General features: G+C 36.7%; 14 protein-coding genes. 3 read left to right on the top strand and 11 right to left on the bottom strand.

The window, feature by feature from the left end:
* The first annotated feature begins 5 nt into the window (after positions 1 to 5).
* From D7322_RS18190 to D7322_RS18175, 3 genes are all read left to right on the top strand, one after another.
* Positions 6 to 3,167 carry a SusC/RagA family TonB-linked outer membrane protein gene (locus tag D7322_RS18190; protein ID WP_121125671.1) on the top strand — a complete coding sequence of 1,054 codons (3,162 nt, stop codon included), beginning with the start codon at positions 6 to 8 and terminating at the stop codon, positions 3,165 to 3,167.
* Between the two features lie 19 nt (positions 3,168 to 3,186).
* Complete coding sequence (locus tag D7322_RS18185; protein WP_121125670.1) at positions 3,187 to 4,695, top strand: RagB/SusD family nutrient uptake outer membrane protein; 1,509 nt, start codon at positions 3,187 to 3,189, stop codon at positions 4,693 to 4,695.
* A 663-nt stretch (positions 4,696 to 5,358) separates the two neighbouring features.
* Positions 5,359 to 6,126, top strand: a complete 768-nt coding sequence (locus D7322_RS18175; RefSeq protein WP_121125668.1) for a leucine-rich repeat domain-containing protein — start codon at positions 5,359 to 5,361, stop codon at positions 6,124 to 6,126.
* A 219-nt stretch (positions 6,127 to 6,345) separates the two neighbouring features.
* On the opposite strand, the gene D7322_RS18170 is transcribed toward D7322_RS18175, so the two are convergent.
* The 11 genes from D7322_RS18170 to D7322_RS18120 form a co-directional block, all read right to left on the bottom strand.
* Complete coding sequence (locus tag D7322_RS18170) at positions 6,346 to 6,705, bottom strand: hypothetical protein (protein WP_147430473.1); 360 nt, start codon at positions 6,703 to 6,705, stop codon at positions 6,346 to 6,348.
* Between the two features lie 65 nt (positions 6,706 to 6,770).
* On the bottom strand, positions 6,771 to 8,723 hold the full coding sequence (locus D7322_RS18165; protein WP_121125666.1) for a polysaccharide biosynthesis protein: 1,953 nt from the start codon (positions 8,721 to 8,723) through the stop codon (positions 6,771 to 6,773).
* Positions 8,724 to 8,736: 13 nt separating this feature from the next.
* Positions 8,737 to 9,792 carry a GNAT family N-acetyltransferase gene (locus D7322_RS18160; protein WP_121125774.1) on the bottom strand — a complete coding sequence of 352 codons (1,056 nt, stop codon included), beginning with the start codon at positions 9,790 to 9,792 and terminating at the stop codon, positions 8,737 to 8,739.
* Positions 9,793 to 10,052: 260 nt separating this feature from the next.
* Positions 10,053 to 10,547 (bottom strand): GNAT family N-acetyltransferase, encoded by a 495-nt coding sequence (locus D7322_RS18155; RefSeq protein WP_121125665.1) that lies wholly within the window; start codon positions 10,545 to 10,547, stop codon positions 10,053 to 10,055.
* 70 nt (positions 10,548 to 10,617) lie between these two features.
* Positions 10,618 to 11,604: an aspartate aminotransferase family protein gene (locus D7322_RS18150; RefSeq protein ID WP_121125664.1), complete on the bottom strand. Its 987-nt coding sequence runs from the start codon at positions 11,602 to 11,604 to the stop codon at positions 10,618 to 10,620.
* Positions 11,605 to 11,637: 33 nt separating this feature from the next.
* Complete coding sequence (locus D7322_RS18145) at positions 11,638 to 12,441, bottom strand: phytanoyl-CoA dioxygenase family protein (RefSeq protein WP_121125663.1); 804 nt, start codon at positions 12,439 to 12,441, stop codon at positions 11,638 to 11,640.
* Positions 12,442 to 12,510: 69 nt separating this feature from the next.
* Positions 12,511 to 13,542, bottom strand: coding sequence for a GNAT family N-acetyltransferase (locus D7322_RS18140; protein WP_121125662.1), 1,032 nt, complete (start codon positions 13,540 to 13,542; stop codon positions 12,511 to 12,513).
* Between the two features lie 45 nt (positions 13,543 to 13,587).
* Positions 13,588 to 14,736: a glycosyltransferase family 4 protein gene (locus D7322_RS18135; protein ID WP_121125661.1), complete on the bottom strand. Its 1,149-nt coding sequence runs from the start codon at positions 14,734 to 14,736 to the stop codon at positions 13,588 to 13,590.
* 97 nt (positions 14,737 to 14,833) lie between these two features.
* Entirely contained in the window at positions 14,834 to 16,186 is a 1,353-nt protein-coding gene (locus D7322_RS18130; protein WP_245971375.1) for a pectate lyase family protein, read from the bottom strand.
* Positions 16,187 to 16,417: 231 nt separating this feature from the next.
* Complete coding sequence (locus tag D7322_RS18125) at positions 16,418 to 17,518, bottom strand: NAD-dependent epimerase (RefSeq protein WP_121125659.1); 1,101 nt, start codon at positions 17,516 to 17,518, stop codon at positions 16,418 to 16,420.
* A gap of 53 nt (positions 17,519 to 17,571) precedes the next feature.
* Positions 17,572 to 18,693: a glycosyltransferase gene (locus tag D7322_RS18120; protein WP_121125658.1), complete on the bottom strand. Its 1,122-nt coding sequence runs from the start codon at positions 18,691 to 18,693 to the stop codon at positions 17,572 to 17,574.
* Positions 18,694 to 18,716: the final 23 nt, after the last annotated feature.

Raw genomic sequence — 18,716 nt, 5'->3', positions numbered from 1 at the left:
AAACAATGAGAAAATCAAGCTTGTTTTATTTGCTTCTTTTGTTAGCTGGGACTGGAGCTGTGGCACCTTCCTTCGCACAGGAGCAAACAAAATCCATTATAAATGCTGTACTCAGTGGTGTTGTACAGGACGCCGCCAGCGGAAAGCCACTTTCTGGTGCAACCTTAAGTCTAAAGGATGTAACCCACCATGTAACCACCGATAAATTCGGGAAATTTCAATTTGTGACCGGACAGAAATTGCCCTTCACGGTTACGATTTCTTTTGTGGGGTATACAAGTCAGACCTTGGTTATAGATCACTCTCCAGTGGTTATTGAACTTGAACCTGTGGATCATACACTTGAAGAGACCGTCGTTGTAGGCTATACTACCGCTAAAAAATCAAGTTATACCGGATCTGTCGCTACAGTTAGTGGTAAAGAACTGGATAATCTACAGATTACGACGATCGGGAAAGCATTGCAGGGGACAGTACCCGGACTACAATCCATTGCCGCGGCAGGTCAGCCGGGGAGCGACGCCGAACTATTTGTCAGGGGGGTAGGCTCAGTAAACGCATCCACAGCACCACTTTATGTCGTAGATGGTACACCCGGAGCCAATCCCAATAGTCTCAATCCAAAAGATATCCTCTCCATTTCGGTCTTAAAAGATGCGACAGCTAGCGCACTATATGGCTCCCGGGGTGCAAATGGCGTCATCGTGATCACGACAAAATCCGGTGAACTGAACAGTAAGACTGCTGTTGATTTTTCGGCCAATTACGGTTATACCGGTAGGGCAGTGAAAGATTATGAATACCTATCCCAGCAAGAATACTACGAATTGCAATGGGAAGCAATCCGTAATACACAGCTCGATCAAGGGAAAACCGCTGACGATGCTGCCCAGTATGCTACAGATTATTTAGTGGACGGAGCGCTTAAAGTAAACATCTTTGGGACTAACTATCCAAAGCCCGTGGGGCTCGATGGAAAGCTTGTTGCGGGAGCAACACCACTCTGGAACGATAACTGGGGAAAAGCAATTTCCCGAAAGGGGGTACGCCAGCAATATGACCTTAGTCTGAGTGGCGGCGGGGCTAGCACACGTTATTATCTTTCTGCCGGTTACCTCAATGAACAGGGGTGGATTCGCACAGCTGATTTCAAGCGGTATAATTTCCGCACAAATATACAGTCAAAGGTCAACAACTGGTTTGAAGTTGGCGGGAATGTTGCCCTGTCGTCCGGTTTCCAACGTGCACCTACACAAAGTGACAGCAATACGGGCAACTTCGCTAACTTTCAGCGTTTGGTGTCTGATCTGTATCCCGTCTATCAGCGCAATCCTGATGGCAGCTATGTGCTGGATGAACAAGGCAATAAGATCTGGGACTATGGGCTATGGCGCCCAACCACAGCCGCGAGTGGTTCAAATATTTTAGGCAGCGCTGAAAATGCAATTTCCGGTACCAACAATGAATCAGTTTTGTTGGGTACCAATATCAAAATATCATTTACAGACAATTTATTTCTGAAGACCTCGGCCAATATCGACTACCGAAACACAAGTTCGCATACCTATTCGCATTCGTACTATAGTACAGGTGTCCTTACAGATGGAGCGGGATCCGCAAGCCGAAGTTCGAGCCGTACACTTAATTATACGGTCAATAGCTTTCTGAATTATGCGACGACCTTTGGTAATAAGCATAGCATTAGTGCTTTGGTCGGTCCCGAAATATACGTGGAGGGAGCTTCTTCGCTATCGGGTAACCGAACAGGCTTTCAGGTACTTGGTAAAACGGAGCCTTCCGCAGGTACGCTGAGCGGTGTTTTTAATGGGACTTCTTCCGATTACAAGCTTGCAAGCTGGTTGGGGCAGGTAAATTACGATTATCTTGACCGCTATCACTTTTCGACGAGCTATCGAAGAGATGGTTCATCACGATTTAGTAAGCAGTCACGTTGGGGCAATTTCTGGTCTGTCGGTGCGGCCTGGAACGTGAAAAAAGAATCCTTCCTGAAAGAAATCAATACGATTAACAACCTGAATTTAAGGGCGAGTTATGGAGCCCAGGGAAATGATAAAGTCGGTAATTACGCCTACGGCGGATTTTATTCTATTTATAACAGTTTGGACAATCTCGGACTTTTGCCTTCCGATTTGCCTACACCAGACCTAAAATGGGAGACAAATCTCAATCTCAACATCGGTGCTGATATCGCTTTTTTCAACAATCGGTTGGTAGCACAGATTGATGTCTATGACCGGCAGTCTAAAGACCTGCTTTTCCAAAAGCCACTTTCACCATCTACTGGCTATAGCGGGATCGATGCCAATATTGGCTCCTTGAGCAACCGCGGAATTGATGCGCAGATTACAGGTGTACCTATTCGAAACAGAGATTTCAGATGGTCTATTACGGCAAATGTGGGGCACTACAAGAATAAAATCACCAAACTGCCACAAAAGGAAATTCTCACTGGGTCCATTGGACAGTATGGAAATACAAAAAAAATGGTTGAAGGTGGTTCCATCTATGACTTTTATATCAAGGAATGGGCCGGAGTAGATCCGGAGACTGGGAAGGCAACCTGGTATAAGGATATAAAAGATGCATCGGGAAATATAAGCGGGCGAACGACGACAACGAATCAAAATGAAGCTTCGTTTTATTTTGAAGGAAGTTCATTGCCAGATCTCTATGGAGGTATTAGTAATAGCTTTAGTTACAAAGGAATAGATTTATCTTTCTTGTTATCCTATAGTCTGGGAGGGAAAATCTTTGATGGTGATCAACCCATGATAATGCATGTGGGGTCAGCACCGGGACGAAGCTGGTCTAAGGAGGCCCTCAATAGATGGACGCCCGAAAATAGAGAGACCGATTTCCCCCGATTGTCATACGTGAGCGATTCCTGGAATACTATCCCTTCCACGCGTTTTCTACGGAGTGCAAGCTATGGACGCCTAAAGAATCTGAGTTTAAGCTATACGTTTCCGCGTAACTTGGTGTCAAATTGGGCTCTTTCCGATGCCCGGATACGTTTTGTAGGAGAAAATTTATTGACGTTCTATGGGACTCAGGGCCTCGATCCAGAGCAAACGGTAGGTGGAGTAACCTACTATCGCTACCCGGCACAGAAGTCATATGCACTCGTCCTAAATGTTTCTTTTTAACACTCATATTTAATTTACCATGAAATTAAAATATATCACCATTGTTTTTCCTTTATTGGCACTCTCATCCTGTCGTGACAGTTTCTTTGAGACTGCTCCCGCTACCCAGATTACGACTCCTGAGGTGTTTTCTTCTGAGAATAATATTGATGCCTTTATCAACGGATCAATCCGTTTTTTGATGGAAAATAGCACCTCTCAAGACAATCCTGGTCTCCCGACCATATTCCTCACTCATGAAGTGATGGGAGAGGACGCTATAGCACGGGATGGCCGCTATGGTTTTCGGGACTCATATCCTTATAAAGACCCATTTGACAATACCACCCGACGGGCGCTTTTCTTTTGGACCTTGCAATATAAATCTATCGACCATGCCAATAATCTGATCGCCAATATAAAAATTGACGATAACAGTAAAGAAACTCTAAAACACCTCAAGGGGCAAGCCTATGCCTTGAGGGGACTCAATTATCTCAATCTTGTACGTCAGTACCAGTTTACCTACGTGAAAGATCCAAATGCCAAGGCAATACCCATTTATACAGAGCCGACGACACCAACGACGGTTCCCCGACCTCTGGCAACAGTAAAAGAGGTTTATGAACAGGTTGTTTCCGATTTGAAAGAAGCCGAAAAATTATTGGTAGGTTTCAAGCGAAAAGTGAAGAACAGACTCGACCTCAATGTCGTTTATGGTCTACTGGCCAGAACATATTTAACACAGGAAAACTGGCCCCAAGCACGGGATTACGCAGCGAAAGCACGTACTGGTTATCCGATTATGACGGCGGAGCAGTACAAGGAAGGATTTAACGATGTCAGTAATCCGGAGTGGATCTGGGGACATCCTCAGACCGCTACCCAAAATTTGGGTGGAGCTTCTTTCTTAGCTTATATTGAGACTACTCCCTATGCGACAGATGCCAAAGGTGTAAACCTATATTTTGGTTATAATAGCATTATTCCCGATCCCAATTTTATCAGCTTATTTACAGCTGGTGATGTGCGTAAATCGCTCTTTGAGATTGCCAGGCAACCTGCTGAGGCGATCTATCGCTCCTATCGCTATCGTAAGTTTAGAAATAAACATCCCAATCGCGATGGACATATCGTTTTAATGCGATCATCAGAGCAGCTGCTTATCGAAGCGGAGAGTCGAGCTCGCCTGGACGATGTAAAAGGGGCTATAGACCTCTTAAACGAATTAAGACGTAAACGGACTCTGCAAGATCTTGATGTCGCAAATTTCGATAAGGCAAAGGCGGTACAGGAAGTTTTATTGGAGCGCCGCAAAGAACTTTGGGGTGAAGGTTTCCGTCTTTACGATATTCTTCGGACACAGACGACGCCTGTACGTCGCGAAGCCAATGAGACCTTTTTGGATGATGCCGGCAAGACTGTAGCTGTAATGGGACATTATATTCTCAAGTTTCCGGATGGATCCAGCTTATCTCCAAATAGCAAATATTTTTTATTTCCAATTCCCCTAAACGAACTGAATAATAATCCAAATTTACAAAACTGATAGCTGATCAGTTGTTTTTTAGAGTCTCTGAGGCCACCTAGTAAAAACGCTGGGTGGCTATTGTATTTAGTCGTATCAGGTATAGTTACTTTTGGATGCGTTAAGCCGATTTAGTCCTTGTTCCTTTGCTTCACTTATCATGATGTTAATTTATTAAATTCTCTTAACTTAATGTCCAGCTAAATGTAGCAACTTCAGTTGGGTGTTGTTCAGGAAACAGACCACAAGGAAAACCATTGACTTTAGTGAATCGGTCTTTTATACGGGTGGGTATGGAAATATACCTCTCACTGACCATCAATTTGCTAATGCGGAGGAAGTGAGAAATTTCAGGCCTTTTCCTCAAATAAAAGCGTTAGCGCTTAATAATGAATTTGATTCAAAACTGGATCTGTTCTATTCTCGCATAGGTGGAGTTTTCATCTCTGCGGAATGGAGATCAGCAATTCAGTCTTCCGGGGCGAAAATTCTATACTTCAAGAACACTAAGTATACCACATGATACAATTTTCGTGAATGTTTCAGCTGTGTTGAAGTACAATATTCAAGTTTTGTATTTCTATTTAAATTTGTATTTTAGTACTATATTCCGGCTTCCAAATCGTGCCCGAACGAAAACCCCCGAAACGTTATCCGACATATATCCAACCCAACTGCTGCTAAATGAAAAATACTGATTTTGAAGATTTTTGGAATGGCTTAAGCCAACTTTGGAAAGCTGATCTATCTCACGGACTAGGTAATGATTATTCTCTACGGGGCAAAATTCCGGTATCATTTGAAGAACTTAATAAGGTAAAACTTTTGTATTTATGTCAGCACTCTAATCTAGAACCATTATTACACCTTCCCAATTTAGAAGCTTTATTTTTGTCTGGTTGGGTAAATATAGACTATACAAGCCTAAGTAAATGTGAGAATTTAAAAGAGTTAGGATTAGCTAATACAGATATTGACAATCTGAACTGGATTACTTCTCTGAAAAAGCTGAAAAAACTGAGTATAAGTAAAACAAAGATCAAGAATATTGAGCCATTGCTTACTTTACCTTCACTCACTGAACTTAATATATCGGAAACAGATATTGAAGACTGGAAACCGTTAACTAGCATACACAAACTCTCTAAACTTTATGCATTCTACTGTAAAAAGCCAATTGATTTAGAAACAGTTTCAAAACTTAAAAATCTTACACTAATCGACATTCGTGGTAATGATATTGAAAATCTAAATTTCTTGTCCGAGTTGAAAAAACTGAAATGTATTTGGGACATAGACTGTGTTACTAACAACTATGATGTATTAAAAACTCTTCCAAGTCTTAACCAAATTGGCTGCAGAAAAGAAATATTCGAAGAAATTAAAGATTGGTTTATTGACAGAACAATGCATTATATTGTGAATGGGAAAGAAATTATAATTAAAAAATAATACGTCGCATAACAAGGGTTTGCCAAACCGAACGGGAGTTTGCGAAAAATAAAGAGGAAACATTTCTCGAATCTCCTCACCGATTAGATGGGATACCGATGAAAGACTATTACCTAAATTTAGTACAAAGTAATTTTTCCTTGTTCAATCGTTGACTATGAAATGTATTTACATTGACAGGTTCGAGATTATAAGCAACATTATGGCAGATTATTAAATTTACAATAAAAAATAACCATTTTTGTCTGTTGAATTCTTATTTGAAGGTGAGTTCTCGGAATTGAGATTTAATAGATCATTATATTTTTCTAACAAGCCAATATATTTATTCATCCAGAAATAAACAGAATTATTATCGGCATCTGTATTTTTTACAGAAGAAGCATCTTGTGCACTAAGCACGTGACGATGGTTTTTTACTAACGTTTCAGGTAGTTCGGCCGTGAAATCGTGTCCAATTATATTACCAACTTCTAAGAGAATTTGAAGATTCAAATTTTCTTGTTCAAACCAATTATATATTGTTCTTCTACTTACTTTAAGCTTTCGGGATAATTCGCTAATCCCAATACGTTCCATTCGAAGAACCTGTTTTAGAATATTTCCTACGTGTATGCCCATAATAAAAAAATGTAAAAGTTGATCTAATTAGTCTCACACAAGTCTAGCTCTTCATATTTGGAATTATTACTGATGAAATCTGGTAGAATTTCTTTCATTTTTTTTACCATTTCATAGTCATTGTTCAAGCTATTTAAGCACAATAATTCCTCTGTAACCTGATGAACATAATTAAAGCTATAATCAATAATTTTAGATATTTTAATCTTTTGATGATGGGTCGGAATAGTTTCTTCTTCCAAAAGGAGTAACTCCTCATATAACTTTTCTCCTGGGCGTAGTCCGGTAAAAACAATTTTGATATCCTTATCAGGCGTCATGCCGGCAAGTTTGATCATGTTCTTTGCCAGATCAACAATCTTAACCGGGTCTCCCATATCAAAAATAAAGATTTCACCTCCATTTCCCATTGCTGCAGCTTCCAATACCAATTGTACAGATTCAGGAATAGTCATAAAATATCTGGTTATTTCGGGATGGGTAACTGTTATTGGGCCACCCTTTTCTATCTGAGCTTTAAATCTCGGAATGACAGATCCGTTTGACCCCATAACATTCCCGAAACGGGTCGTAATAAATTTAGTTTTTGGTTTAAGTAAACTCTTAAAATTTGCTCTAACGTTCTCCGAAGCTGATAATATATTATTGTTATTTAGCGATTGGATATACATTTCTGCAAGACGTTTAGAAGCTCCCATAATATTAGTGGGTTTTACAGCTTTGTCTGTAGAAATCATAATAAACTTTTCTACCTCATGATCTATCGAAAGCTCGGATATGTTTTTCGTACCTAATACGTTGGTTAATATAGCTTCTGCAGGATTATTTTCCATCATCGGAACATGTTTATAAGCCGCTGCGTGAAAAACAATCTGTGGTTTAAATTCTTCAAACAGTATTTTCATTCGGCTTTTGTTCTGGATGTTGGCCATGAATATTTTGGTTTTACCTTCAGGATAATAATCTTGAATTTCAAGCTGAAGTTCGTGTAAAGGTGTTTCTGCCTGATCGCAGAGGATGATATACTCTGGGTTATAGTTTAAAACCTGACGTACAATTTCGGAGCCTATTGAGCCTGCTGCTCCGGTAATCAAAACTCTCTTTCCGTTTATCTCTTTTGATACATTATTCTTTTTGAGGATAATAGGTTCCCGTTGTAAAAGATCTTCAATTTTCAAGTCCTGCATCTGATTAGGACTTAATTTACCATATAGCCATTTATCAGAAGACGGCACTGTAACCACTTTAATACCCAGATCTATACATTTTTCAATTGCTTTCTTTTTTCCATTAATATTTAGATCGTTGCCAACTAATAAAACTTTATTGATAGCATATTTTTTCTTAAGAGTTTCTATGCAAAATGACGGATATACATTTTTTTGTTCTATATGTTTGTTTATTTTATCCTGATCATCATCAATAAAACCAAAGACATTTATAGGTGTTTCCTGACAGGTATCCAATGCTTTTTTCACCAGAATTGAGGTGTTGTCAGTTCCATAAATTAAAATATTATCCTTTATATTTCCGGGTTGTAAATCTTTTAAATATCCAAAAATGTGTTTGACGGCTATTCTCAAAATAATTAACAAGGATGAAGAAATAAAAAAGTTCAATAACAGTACTTTGTCAAACCATTTCCACGGAAGTTTAAAATATGGAGCAACAAACAAATTACTGATAAGCATAAAACCAATACTGCTTATTAGCACTGCCATGAATACGCGGAAGATATCTTCTGTATTGGAATATCTTATGATTCCTGTATGAATTCTCATGTTGATAAACACGTAAATAGAGATCACACTGTAAAGTCCTATATATAGGATATCGCTGGTGTAAAACAATTCAGCAGATTCAATTTTTTTTGTCAGCAATAAAGACATAAAGAGTGTCCAGATTACGATTAACTGATCGATCAATAATATTAGCCATCTTGAATGTACTTTATTGCTAAATAATAACTTTTTCATAATAATAGTAATTTTAGATAAATGATAGAGAGGAAAATAAGGTGATGGATGCTCTGTATAAAGGGAAATAGTCGATTGCTATTTTTTTATCAATTCCTCGCTTATCAAGCAAATAGTTGTATGCTTTGCGGTTTGCAATGAACCGGAAACTTTTATAGTTTAAGAACAGATCTGAAAAAGCCGATTTCCATCGGAACAGGGAATCTTCTTTAAAGCCGAGCCCCCCACCTAGATGAAGAAACTTCATTCCCCTTTCCCGTCCAATAATGGTAATTTCATCAACTAGAAATTTTGCAGGAGATTGATTTAAATATGATGCTTTAGTAGCAACCAAATGTGCCTGAATAATGCCGTGAGAAAAAGAGATGATCATTGCACATGTTATTTCATCACCTAAATAAACCAATAATAATCTGCAGTCAAACTCTTTTGAATGAATTAGGCTTGTAAAGTATTGTTTGTCAAATAAATAGTATTCAGTTGAACCGATTCGACGCATGTTTTCTGTATAGATATCAATAAATGTATCAATATCTTCCTGTCGTTTTGATTCCTTTACGAAGTATCCTTTATTCCGGCATCTTTTGATCGCTCTAGTGGCTGACCGATCGTACTTTTTACGCTGAACATCTAAAGGTAAATTCAGATCGAGTGCAACAGTAAGTCCATTTTCATGAACCCCCTCAAATTCTTTCATCAAAATATACTGATCAAAAAAAGGGTTCAATCGGGAGAATACGGAGACTATCTGTTCGTTTTTCAGAAATTTTAAAAATGACTTTTTAAAATTATCGATTAATCCTTCATCCAGGTGTTCGAATTTTTTACTTGCAATTGGTCCAGGATATCCATACACAGAGCTTAAATCAAAAAATGGCGAATCAGGGATAACTCTTTTGAGGAACGGAAAGGCTATGAAATTTTCACCTTCTTCATAAATCAAGAGTATAGGATTACCACTATTGTCTAAAGAATGATAATGCCAGGTATGATAAAAATCGTGTACAAAAGAGCGTTTAATGTAAGAATTCCATTCGCTTCTTTCGTTAAGGGTAAGTAATTTAATCATGGGGTACATTTTTAGGCGGTCACAAGACCAAGAGGTTAATCAAATACTAACATATATCAGCTAATATTGGAGTATTGCATTATTTAACGGCATAAAGTCGTATCTGTATAAGGGGAAATACTCAATCTTATTATTAGGATCGATTCCTATACGATCAACTAAGGAATTATATATTGGCTCATTGGCGCCATACGTAGGCTTTCCATTGCTCTTTGTGAAAAAGAGTAATTAATTTTCTCATGATAGTAAGTGAACTAAGGTTAGATGGGAAACTCTTTTTTATTTAATTTCATTTTAATAAATCCATTTACTTCATTGGAGCCTACTGCAACAAAACCCATTCTTTCGTAAGTTTTATAAGCAGGAATATTTAATGGATTTACCTCTAATAAGACACATTTTAAACCTAGTTCGAAAAAAGCATACTTTAATATAAGCTTTGTAGCTTGCTTGCCTATTCCGTTTCCCCATAAGCTTTTTTCACCTATGAATATATGAAAGGATGCCAGTCCATTATTTATAGTTAATAACTGAATATTTCCTATGTATTGATTGTTTTCTTTAAGACAAATTGCAAACCGTCGTTCATCCTTATTCTCTAATTTGCCTTTTATCCATTCCTGTTCAGTTTCTAAAGAAACGTATCTATCAGGTTTAAATTCAGTATATTTCCAGATGTCAGAATCATTTCTCCACTGATAAGAGACATTTGCATCGCTTAAAACCAATGGTCTTATATAAACTAAATTATCCATCCTATTTTTTTAAAAGATTTAAAGTAAATTCATAATGTGAATCAAAAAATAAAGAGGCTAGTAAATAGAACTAAGATGCTAGTTCATGTATTATATCTTTCAACACACAAACTATTCGTTCCATATCTTTTATAGTATACCGATGATCTATTGGTAGTGGGACAAGGTGCTTTGCCAGATGATTTTCAAACATCTGTTCGTTTGTCCACTTAAAAACATTAGGCCAATAGGTAGGAACAAATATTTTATTCGCTATAAGTTTAGTTTTAACTTTATCATTTGAAATAAGAAGAGGGTATACCATAGGAACAGCATCTAAAGGTATTTCAATATCAAGTTCATTTATTAGAGCCAAATTTTCCTGCAGATAATTATAGTTTTGTTTTCTTATTTTTTCACTGTTTTGATAATTAATTCCAGAAAGAATTTTCTGCGTTAGAACAGACATCTTTTTTATATCGTTGTTTTCAAGACTTTTATCGTTTTCAACAAAATCCCCATATGAATTTTCACTCCCAACATCGATACTCTTTATAAGATGTAACAATCTATCAAAAGATATGTCCGTTTCTATGTTCAATCGGAGACTACTATTAAGTTGCAAGTAAGCACCATCAGAGACGCCAAAAAACTTTCTGCATGAATATATTGTATCGATGTTATCTATTGGTTTTGAAAAGAAGGCCTGCGAATTATCAACAATTAAATTTTTAACGTTTTTGCTTAATTTTTCTACTGTATGCTGTTTTATGCCAAAATAGTTGGTATACAAAAAGCATTCAGTATATCCAATTTCAAAATCAACAATAGGGTCTAACTGTTTATCCAGTGTATAAAACTCATATGGAACTGCCAATTTTAACATAGGTTCCAATATCGTATCACACGTAAAATAGGGTATATAAATTTTAGTATACCCCTTAACCTTCAATATATATTCTAATGCATTTCTGGTTGTATTTAATTTTATGAGTGAAGGATAGTATTCTTCGCCATTTGAGAGTTGTAACTGAAAAAAGCCTCCAATGGTTTTCTGAAGTTCTTTTTGATCTTTCATAAAAATTGGAAGTTAAATTTTCTCAAAAAACTATTAACCTTGACTCGATAAATACATTCTTTTATGAGGAGGTTGATAAAACTCGTACAAATCTGCTGGAATTCTGGCGTTGTAACCAACAACTTGCCTTAAGCTTTCACTTAAAGATTCTCCAAATTCATAACCTAAATATCTTGGAAAATCAAACATCGGCTTAAAGAATGGTTTGGTGAAACTTAATGTTAATACTTTTCTAGCATTTTCAGTATAATTTTTACCGGCAGCATGCCATAAGTTAGAATCAAACAAGATAATACTGCCTTTTTTTGTTATCGCCCGGTCAGCGTGTTTGTAAAAATATTCCTCACTTGGTTTAATATCTTCTTTGTGTGAGCCTGAAAGTAAATAAGTAGCACCATTCTCTTCTGTAAAATGATCAAGCAACACAATCATTTGGATCATCATTTTCATATTTCCGGTAAAACTTCTCAAATCCCGATGAATATTTTGAACATACGGCCTATCATTTTTCATGTTAATAACCGCGCTAAACCCATTTAAAATATAGTTTCCACCTAAAAAGAAGCGTATTTCCTTATCACAAAACATTTGTTCTAAAAAATGTAAACTAAAATTGTCACATTCCAATAAATGATGAAGGGTTCCCTCCATATTTGTTTCAATACCGTTTTGGGTTTGGATTTCTCTTCTTTGCAAATAAGCCGGTTCCAGGTCATTAATAATTTGAGTAATCAGCCCTTCATTAAGAGCGTTTTCATATATAACCCAACCAAACTGATCAATTGCATTCTCAAAGTCACTAATAGTAGCTCCAGAGTAATTAAATATATTTTTCAAAGCATACAGATTTAATGGTTAAAAATTTATTTTTTTTAGAGAACCCGGTATTTTGAAATCGGATTGCTTTTATTTAATGTCCATTTCAGGGTAACGGTACAAGGGGAAATAATTTATATTTAAATCGTTCTTTCTTTCTTTGATCAGATCATTGTATACGACTGTATCCGATACAAATTTCCAGGTAGAATCTTCGAGAAACAGATTTGAAAAGGATGATTTGAATTTAAATAAGGAGTCTTCCCGACCTCCCAAACCACCGCCCAGGTGAAAATACTTCATTCCCAGCTGCCTACCTATTATACTTATTTCGTCCGTGAGTAACTTACTGGGTGATTGATTAACATAATCGACTGCTGTGGCAGACAGATGGTTTCGGATTATGCCTCCACAACACATAATAATTGCGCCGCAAATCATTTTAATTCCATCATACATCACGACTAACTTGCAACTATCCTCTTTAATGATTGCTGCAAAATAATCTTCGTTGAAAAAATAGCTTTTTTCTGCTTTCAGCCGGTGCATGTTCTCATTGTACATGGCCGTAAATAAACTTATTTCATCTCCGGTTTTAGCTTCTTTAATAATGTAAGGCATCTTTCTCAAATGTCTGATTTGTCTGCCCATCCTTTTTTCATAGCCTGTTCTTTGCTCTTCAATAGAAATGGATAAGTCCATGTATACAGTTTTACCATTGTTGGAAATACCTCCTATTTTTTCAATCAACACTTTCTGGTCAATAAAAGGATTAAGTCTACAGAAAACACAGATATATCTTCCAGTGTTCATGAAGTTTAAGAAGAAATACTTGAAATTTTCAAGTATCTGGTCACTTATGTCTGCAAATTTTCTATTGGAAATCGGCCCTGAATAACCATATACAGAAGTCAGGTCATATAAACCTGAATTTTCAATTTCTCTTTTTAGCAGAGGTAACGCAATAAACACATCCGATTCTTCGTAAACGAAAAGAAATGGATCCCCGTTTTTCTCTAGTGAATGATAGTGCCAGGTATGATAAAAATCATAGTTTACAGAATTATGGACATATGCTGTCCATTCTTCCGATTGTTGAAAATTGATCAAGCGATATGCCATGACTTATAGTATTTTTTAAGAACCACAGTTTTTTAGATGTACAAGCTAGCCAACGTTCATGATTTTCAGCATTTCTGCATTGACAAGGTTCACATCAAATTTCTCTTTGGCGAATTTTCGACCATTGATACCATATGAGATAATATCTCGGGTATTATTTATGTAGTGCTCCATTTTGGAAGCAAGCGCTGGAATATTTTTTACCGGAACTAAAAAACCATTAGTACAGGAAGGTGAAACATTTACAGTTTCACGACATCCAACAGAATCGCTGGTAATGATGGCCCTTCCCATGGCCATGCCTTCTAGGATACATCTGGGAACACCTTCTCCATAATACGAAGGGAGTACAACGATGGATGAATTTTTTATATACGGTCTTACGTCATCCACTTGCCCAATATATTCTAAGGTATCTCCAGATTGAATTTTGAAATACAGCTCTTTGTTAATGGAGTCAATGTTATCATCAAAAGAACCAATAAGCCTGAATTTTATATCCGGGTATTTGGATCTGATGGTTTTCGCGGCTTCAAAAAACTCATTTACACCTTTTGCATTGATAAGGCGAGATATCATTAGAAAGCTGATATTAGTAGTTTCTGGTTCAGAATAATCATAATGGCCCAAATCCACACCAGAACCATTTACTACAAATGCCTGATGTTTAATTCCGATTATACCTGATTCTATTAATTTATTATAATCATCTCGGTTCTGAAAAATGATTCTGACCCTCCGGTTTTCCATCAGGCTGAACTTAAGCAGTGTTTTGGTTATCAGGCTCACTATACTTTTTTTAGAACCATTATCGGTGAAATTATACCCCAGTCCGGTTAACATCGGAGTTATACAATCTATTCCACAAAGCTTTGCTATAATAGTTCCATAGATTACAGGTTTAAATGTGTAGGGAAAGAAAATATCCGGTCTTAGTTTCCTGATAACCTTGTATAATTGAATCATGTATGTAAGATCGGAGAGGATCGATACATTACTTCCGTTCAGATGATTTTCAAAAACAGTTACTCCAAGATTTTTTAGCTTTTCTTGAACATGCTGTTGTGAAATTTTTGGGGTATAAACAAACACCTCATTCTTCTTGATAAGTTCTTCAATGAGTTTGCCCCTAAAATCAAGTAATGTACGCGGAGAATCGCACGCTATCAATACTTTTTTTCTATTTTCTGCCATAATAATGGAATTAAAAAGAATTATACATGAACCAAAAGGCCATCTGACTTACAGTCAGATGGCTTTGCAATTAAATGTTTTAACTTACTTCTGTTGATTATAAAGTTGCGCCAGCACCTTTCATCACAATAGATGGAACATTTGCTGCAGCACTAAGTACTGATTTATATTCGTAAGTAGGTACCCAATTTGAAGGGGCCGTAGTAATTTTGTTTTTTCCAGAGTTATCAAATATATTGGTATTTTCACCGCTGATAACACCTGCTACAGGACTAAGTTCTGTTCTGATCGGAAGCGTAGTATTTTTGAAATAACTATTTTCCACTCTTACAATTGCCCCCATAAAAGAGCTAACAAATCCTGCATTGTCATAATAGTTATTGAAAGTATGAACAGTTCCATATCTTACATTCGGACAACGTTCTGAAACATTATAGAAATAGTTGTTATGTACAGTAACACGAAGTTTACCAACAGATTCAGGTTCGTTGTAACTAAAACCGATCAGCATAGCTTTATGGTTGTCGTACAGCTTATTCCATGATAGTGTAACGTAATCAGCACCAGTTCCTACGTCCAACAATCCATCATAGTAATCCCAGTCGCTTACCCGTTCTGATGAAAGGTCACAGTGATCTACCCACACGTGGTGTGCACCACCTTTGATAATTATATTTGAATATGTTTTAACTTTGCTGATTGTCATATTCCGGATAATGATATTGCTCTTTCCGTAGATAAACAAACTTGCACCAATCAGTTTAGATCCGTTAAGGCCCAGAATCGTTTTATTAGATTGTACTCTAAGTAATCCGGATCCTGTAATCGTACCAGAAACTTGTATAATTAATGGTGCCGAGGATGAAACAGCACTTTGAAGCGCTGAAAAAGTTGACACAGTTACCGTCTGACCGCCTGCACCTCCTATTGTTTTACCATTTACAGAAGCATATCCGATAGGTTCATTAGTAGATACTGGAGGATCTGTGGTACCGGTTGGCGGAACTACTGGAGGTATTGTAATGCTTTGATCGCCTACAGTGTAGGTGTATTTCTTACGATTGGTTCTCGGATCTGAGTTATCAGAAGCCGAAAGGAACAAGAAGCCCGATTTATGACTGAAACGACCTTTACCTAAGTTTCTGATTTCCTGGTGTACAGAGTGCGAAGGACCTATTTCAACACCATTTTCAAATACTCTTACGGTTGATGCAGTTGGCTTATCGTTTGTGTCGCTTATTAAATTGACGTCCATCGGAATTCGTACCGAAAATCCGCCATCGGAAATACCTTTTGAAACATTTACTGTGAATACAGAAGTTGAAGTTGTTGAAACAACACTTTGTAAATCCACATCGTTAGGCGCATCAATTGTTAGATTTTCTACCCCTTCTTTTTGACATTGACTAAAGGTGAAAATTGTAAACAGTAGTGAGCTAAATACTAGCACTTTTGTAATTAATTTTGTTTTCTTCTGCATGAATTTGTGTTTTAAATTTACATCTTGGGCGCAAACCTAAAGGATTTGTAAATTAAAACACAATGCAGATAATGAAGTCGTTATCTAATTTAGTTTTGAATATTTTTTCGTTAAGCCTTTATATTCAGTTGTTTGTATTTTTTCAAATTTTTGTTTTCAAGTAAAATTATTCAAGTTGTTAAAAAACCTTATGTTACAGTATTATGACAAACCATTTGCGGTTTGTATAATTTTTGTCTGATTTTGATAAGACACCGTATAATAGTTGTTGTACCAGTTTACAAAATTTTTCACCCCTGTTCCCACACTTGTTATTGGTTGATAATGAAGCTTATTGGTTAAATCATTAATGTCAGCAGAAGTTTCGGCAACATCTCCGGCTTGCATAGGCAAAAAAGCTTTATTGGCTTTAATTCCAGTATGTTTTTCGATTTCATTAATAAAATTTAGCAAACTTACCGGTTCTCCTCTTCCAATGTTATAAACAACGTAAGGTACTTTTGAAGTCGCAGGATCAGGGCTTTTCGCATTCCAATTTGGATTTGCTTGTGCGGGAGTATCAATTACTCGAACTATGCCTTCGACAATATCGTCAATATAAGTAAAATCTCTACTCATCTCACCGCTATTGAAAACTTCTATTTCTTCACCTTCCATTATTGCTTTAGTAAAAATATACAAAGCCATGTCTGGTCTACCCCAAGGACCGTAAACTGTAAAAAATCTTAAACCTGTCGTTGGCAAATTGAACAAATAGCTATAGGCATGAGCCATTAATTCATTACTTTTCTTAGATGCAGCATATAGTGAAACGGGATGATTTACGCTTTCATGTGTAGAAAAAGGCATTACCTTATTTAATCCATACACACTTGATGAGCTGGCATAAAGTAAGTGTTTAATTTTAAAATTTCTACAGCACTCTAAAACATTCAAAAAACCTTTTATATTAGTCTCTACATAAACTTCAGGGTTTGTGATACTGTATCTTACACCTGCTTGTGCAGCAAGGTTGCAAACAGCATCAAACTGAAAAGTTTCAAAACAAGTCGCTAAACTTTCACTATCACAAATATCCAATTTAATAAAAGTATAGCTTGGATATTTAGTACTTATCCTACTTATACCATATTCTAGTTCTGTCACATCTATTCCTGTTTCTATAAGTCTATCGTGTTTTAAGTTGACATCATAGTAATCATTGATGTTATCTATACCTACTACTGTATCTCCTCTTTCTAACAAACGTTTGGCTAAATGGAAGCCAATAAATCCGGCCGTGCCTGTGACTAAAATTTTCATAAGATATAAGTTTATAGATGAATTATAGATTGTTTGAGTCTTTTTATTAAAAGTTATAAGCTATTTACCCGGTGCACCTCTTCCAGAATGGAACTGATAAATAGCTCAGGACTGCGATCTTTGAGGTAGTCTTGTCTGCTATCGTTTTTCTGGCTGGGATAATCAGCGAGCGCAAACCCTATAGCTGATGTTAAAGAGTTGATATTATTGGGTTCAACTTTAAGAATAGAAGGTATTTTTTCAATGCCGCCGGCGCAAAGGGTTGAAACAACGGAGTCATTTACGACCATCATTTCAAGCAAAACATTTGGAAATCCTTCTTTAATAGATGAGACAACACATAGTTTTGCTTTTTTATAATATGGTATTGGATTATCAACATGCCCCATTAGGATTACTCGATCTTGTAGACAGGTGTCTTTTATTAAAGTATTGAGATTTTTCCTTTCTTTGCCTTCTCCTAATATCAATAACTTTAGGTTCTCATGCTGTTGTGCAATTTTTTCAAATGCATGGATTAGTATTGAAAAGCCCTTTTCAGGAATTAACCTGCCGGCTGAGCAAATAAATTCTGAATCTGTCAGACTTTCATCTATAGAGGCTTCTGCTTTTCTTAATATATGATTTAGGTCAATCGGATTTTTTATTATTACAGCCTTATCGTTTGGGATAAATTTATTTTGGGCTAATAGCTGATTACGCATAATTCCCGTTTGGCAGACGATTAAATTAACGGCTGGATAACCTAATTTATAAGCTATCCGATAGCTTAATTTTTTGAGACCTGTATAGCGGGTAAATACCGAAGTACATTCACGGACAATCAGGTTTGATTTTAGGTACCCAACGCGTTTGAGCAGGCCTAAATATGAATTTAGGTAAGGATGTGTGCTTATGATTGTGTAATCTTTTCTGTAAGGGTACAGCTCTTTAACAAGTTTTAAAAAGCCGATCAACAGCGCCCCTTTAGTTAAATGCTTTACCTCCTGTTTTTTTGGTATGAAAAGGCGAGAATCAAATACATGTTTCAGAAATATTAATGGACTGTTTGTTACACCTGCTGCCATACGCAGGATATTTTCTGCTCCACCTGCAGTATCAGACATTGAAACAAATAATAATCTATTTGAAATCGTATCCATCCTTTGAAAATAATCACATTTCTCAGCTAACATTATGCGCCAATAAGGGCATATAT

This window comes from Sphingobacterium puteale (assembly GCF_003627955.1).
In the GTDB taxonomy this organism is placed as follows: domain Bacteria; phylum Bacteroidota; class Bacteroidia; order Sphingobacteriales; family Sphingobacteriaceae; genus Sphingobacterium; species Sphingobacterium puteale.
This window is presented reverse-complemented; position numbering and strand designations above follow the sequence as displayed.